Here is a 2,936-nt window from a genome sequence, read left to right on the forward strand (position 1 = left end):
CTGCCACCACCCCCACCGTCCTCTTCATCTGCCAGCACAACGCCGGCCGCTCGCAGCTGGGCGCCGCCCTCCTCGAGCACCTCGCCGGCGATCGCTTCACCGCCACCTCCGCGGGTCTCGCGCCCGCCGACGAGGTCAACCCCGCCGTCGCGGCCACCGTCGCCGAGCTCGGGATGGACATCTCCGATCGCGTCCCCCGCCACGTCACCACCGACGACCTCGACACCGCCGACGTCGTGGTGCTGATGAAGCCGGGCCTCGCGCTCCCCTCGACCCCGCGTGGCGAGGTCCTGGAGTGGTCCTTCCCCAACCCCGAGTCGTGGGATGCCGACGCGGTGCGACCCCTGCGCGAAGCGGTGTCCGACAAGATCCGGGGCACGCTGCTCGCGCGCTGACGCGATACGACGAGAGGGGCGGGTCGGCATCGGCCCGCCCCTCTCGTCGCGTCACACCGCCGCCGGGGCCCGCCCGATCTGCAGGACCGGGGGCGCGCAGCACGCACCGCCGAGCGAGACGCCGGAGGCATCGAATAGCCCGGCCCCGCCGCACACCCCGGTGTCGGGGAGCGCGAGCTCGACCCGGCGGGCCGCCTCGTGATCGCCCGCGAGCTCGGCGACGACGCTGCGCACCTGCTCGTACCCGGTGAGAGCGAGGAAGGTGGGGGCGCGTCCGTAGGACTTCGCGCCGACGAGGTAGAAGTCGGGTTCGGGCTGGGCCAGATCGACCGCCCCGGTCGCGGCGACCGACCCGCACGAGTGCACGTTCGGGTCGACCTCGGCGGCGATGCGCACGGGAGCCTGGAGCGTCGGGTCGAGTTCCAGCCGCAGCTCCGACAGGAACGACAGGTCGGGACGGAAGCCCGTCAGCACCACGACCCGGTCGGCGGTCAGCGTGCGGCCGTCCTCGGCGATCAGGACGGGTCGCCCCTCGTCACGCGCCACCCGCTCGACGCGGAAGCCCGTGACCAGGTCCACCAGCCCCGCCTCGACCGCCTCCTTCGCCCGGATGCCGAGTGCCCCGCGCGCGGGCAGCTCGTCGGCCTCGCCGCCGCCGAAGGCGGTCCCCGTGGTGGCGCGGCGCAGCGCCCACGTGACGGTGGTCGCCGGGTCGCGGCGCGCCATGCGCGCGAGGGCGAGAACGGCGGTCAGGGCGGAGTGCCCCGAGCCGATCACGACCGTGTGCCGCCCCTCGAATCCCGCGCGGTCGCGGAAGTCGGGGATGCGGTACGACAGCAGGTCGGCGGCGGCACGCTCACCGAGGGCCGGAAGTCCGTCGGCTCCGGCCGGGTTCGGTGCGGACCAGGTGCCCGAGGCGTCGATCACGGCGCGGGCCGCGAGACGGTACTCCTCACCGTCGACGGGCTGAACGTGAACGGTGAAGGGCTGATCGCGGCGGCCGGCGTCGATGAGGCGATCGCGGCCGAGCCGGGACACCCCGATGACGCGGCTGCCGTAGCGGATGTCGTCGCCCAGCGCCCCGGCCAGCGGCTCCAGGTACTTCTCGATCCACTGCGCCCCCGTCGGGTACCCCGAGGCCGGGGCGCCCCACCCGGTCGGGGCGAGGAGACGCGCACCGGCGGCGTCGATCAGTTCGGGCCATTCGGAGAAGAGCCGCACGTGACCCCACTCGGCCACGGCCGCGGCAGGCCCGGAGCCGGCCTCGAGCACGACGGCCGGTACGTTCCGCTCCCTCAGGTGGGCGGCGGCGGCGAGGCCCTGGGGCCCCGCTCCGATCACGACCACCGGCAACGCGTTCTCCATCGGAATCCTCATCCCTTCTCAGCGAGCATCGACGACCATCGATGGATCGAGGATCATCGATGTATCGACAAATGTCAATGCGACGTGGGAGAATCGCCCCATGCCCACGACGCTCCCGCTCCTGTCCGCGCCGGACTCCGCGGTGTGCTGCACGCCCCTGACCGGCGGCGTCCTGACACCCGATGAGGCCGAGCACACGGCCCGCATCTTCAAGGCGCTCGGCGACCCCACGCGGGTGCGTCTGCTGTCGCTGATCGCCGCGTCGGGCGAGGGTGAGGCCTGCATCTGCGACCTCACCGAGCCGGTCGGCCTGTCTCAATCGACCGTCTCGCACCACATGAAGCTTCTCGTCGACGCGGGGCTCGCCACGCGCGAGCAGCGCGGCCGATGGGCGTACTACCGCGTCATCACCGAGGCGCTCGACCAGGCCGCGCGCGCCCTCCGGCCGTGAGCCGCGTCGCCGTGCGGGCACTCACCGCCGACGACTGGCCGGCGGTCGAGGCGATCTTCCGCGAGGGCATCGAGGGCGGCAACGCGACGTTCGAGTGCGCGACGCCCGACTGGGCGACGTTCGATTCCGGCCGACTGCAGATCGGCCGCCTCGTCGCCGTCGACACCGACGCGTCGGTGATCGGATGGGTCGCCGCGTCGTCGGTCTCGACCCGCGCCGTCTACCGCGGCGTCGTCGAGCACTCCGTCTACGTCGCGGATCGGGCGCGGGGGCGCGGCGTGGGCGCGACGCTCCTGGACGCGTTTCTCGGCGCGGCCGACGACGCGGGCATCTGGACCGTGCAATCCAGCATCTTCCCCGAGAACACCGCCAGCCTCGCACTCCACGACCGCGCCGGGTTCCGCCGCATCGGGCGGCGCGAGCGCATCGCGCTCATGACCTGCGGACCGTGGGCCGGGCGCTGGCGGGACACGATCCTCGTCGAGCGCCGCCGAACCGACTGAGCGTCAGGCCCGCAGCTCGATCGTCCTCCCGCCAACCGCGCGAGAAATGCTCCCTGCGGCGAGAAACGCTCGCTGAGGGCGTTTCCCAGTGCAGGGAGCGTTTATGGCGAAGAAGCGGCGGATGCCACGACCCCGACGCTCCGCGCGACCGAGACGGAACGGCACAGGGATGCCACGGCCCCGACGCTCCGCGCAGCCCAGCCCCCGACCACGGCCCCGGAC

The 2,936-nt window shown here is 73.4% G+C and carries 4 protein-coding genes; 3 read left to right on the forward strand and 1 reads right to left on the reverse strand.

The window, feature by feature from the left end; translation table 11 throughout:
- Positions 1–395, forward strand: a 395-nt coding sequence (locus tag FE256_RS17695) for an arsenate-mycothiol transferase ArsC (protein ID WP_252371085.1), incomplete at its 5' end; no start/stop codon positions are given.
- Between the two features lie 51 nt (positions 396–446).
- Here the strand turns inward: FE256_RS17695 and FE256_RS17700 are convergent.
- Positions 447–1,760 carry an FAD-dependent oxidoreductase gene (locus tag FE256_RS17700; RefSeq protein WP_138178273.1) on the reverse strand — a complete coding sequence of 438 codons (1,314 nt, stop codon included), beginning with the start codon at positions 1,758–1,760 and terminating at the stop codon, positions 447–449.
- Positions 1,761–1,860: 100 nt separating this feature from the next.
- On the opposite strand from FE256_RS17700, the gene FE256_RS17705 reads away from it, so the two are divergent.
- Entirely contained in the window at positions 1,861–2,211 is a 351-nt protein-coding gene (locus tag FE256_RS17705; protein WP_138178267.1) for an ArsR/SmtB family transcription factor, read from the forward strand.
- Entirely contained in the window at positions 2,208–2,714 is a 507-nt protein-coding gene (locus FE256_RS17710; protein WP_138178269.1) for a GNAT family N-acetyltransferase, read from the forward strand. Before FE256_RS17705 ends, FE256_RS17710 begins: the two co-directional genes overlap by 4 nt.
- Positions 2,715–2,936 lie beyond the last annotated feature (222 nt).

Origin of the sequence: Microbacterium sp. 5K110, assembly GCF_005774735.1 — a bacterium.
Lineage (GTDB): Bacteria > Actinomycetota > Actinomycetes > Actinomycetales > Microbacteriaceae > Microbacterium.